Below are 635 nucleotides of genomic sequence, written 5' to 3' on the forward strand. Positions count from 1 at the left end.
CCAATGACAGAGGAGTCAATCCCTAATACCTCTGACCAAATTTCTACCATTTTTTGCTCTACTCTATTCCGAGGTGCTATATATCCCTCGTTCGTTTGTATAATAGAGGCCCATGCAGGTAAAGCATCTTTATCTACCTTCCCATTAACAGTTAATGGCAATGATTCTATCTTGATAAAATGAGCCGGGACCATATAATTTGGAAGATGTACCCCTACATGTTTTCTCCACTCTTGTGTATCTCCTTCGCCCACAATATAGGCTACTAAGATGTTATCTCCAAATGAATCTTCTTGCGCTACCACAGTAACTTCTTTAATGTCTGGATGATTTCCTAATATTGTTTCAATTTCACCTAACTCAATTCGAAATCCTCTAATCTTAACTTGTTTATCAGCTCTTCCTATATATTCTATATTTCCATCAGGTAAATATTTAACTAAATCACCAGTCCGATATAATCTATCATTAGAGCTATTCTTGAATGGGTGTGGGATAAATGAGGCCTTTGTTAATTCAGGTTGATTCAAATATCCTCGTGCTAATGCGATACCTCCTATATAAAGTTCACCTACTGTCCCAATAGGGACAAGTTTTTTAGCTTCATTTAATACATATACCTCTACATTGGGAAT

1 protein-coding gene is annotated in these 635 nt (G+C 36.4%); it reads right to left on the reverse strand.

The genetic code is table 11. The annotated features are described in order from the left end of the window. On the reverse strand, positions 1–635 hold a 635-nt coding region (locus MR160_RS33810), incomplete at both ends, for an AMP-binding enzyme (protein WP_139788954.1).

Source organism: Bacillus cereus group sp. BfR-BA-01382 (genome assembly GCF_022663475.1).
Classification (GTDB): Bacteria; Bacillota; Bacilli; order Bacillales; family Bacillaceae_G; genus Bacillus_A; species Bacillus_A thuringiensis_S.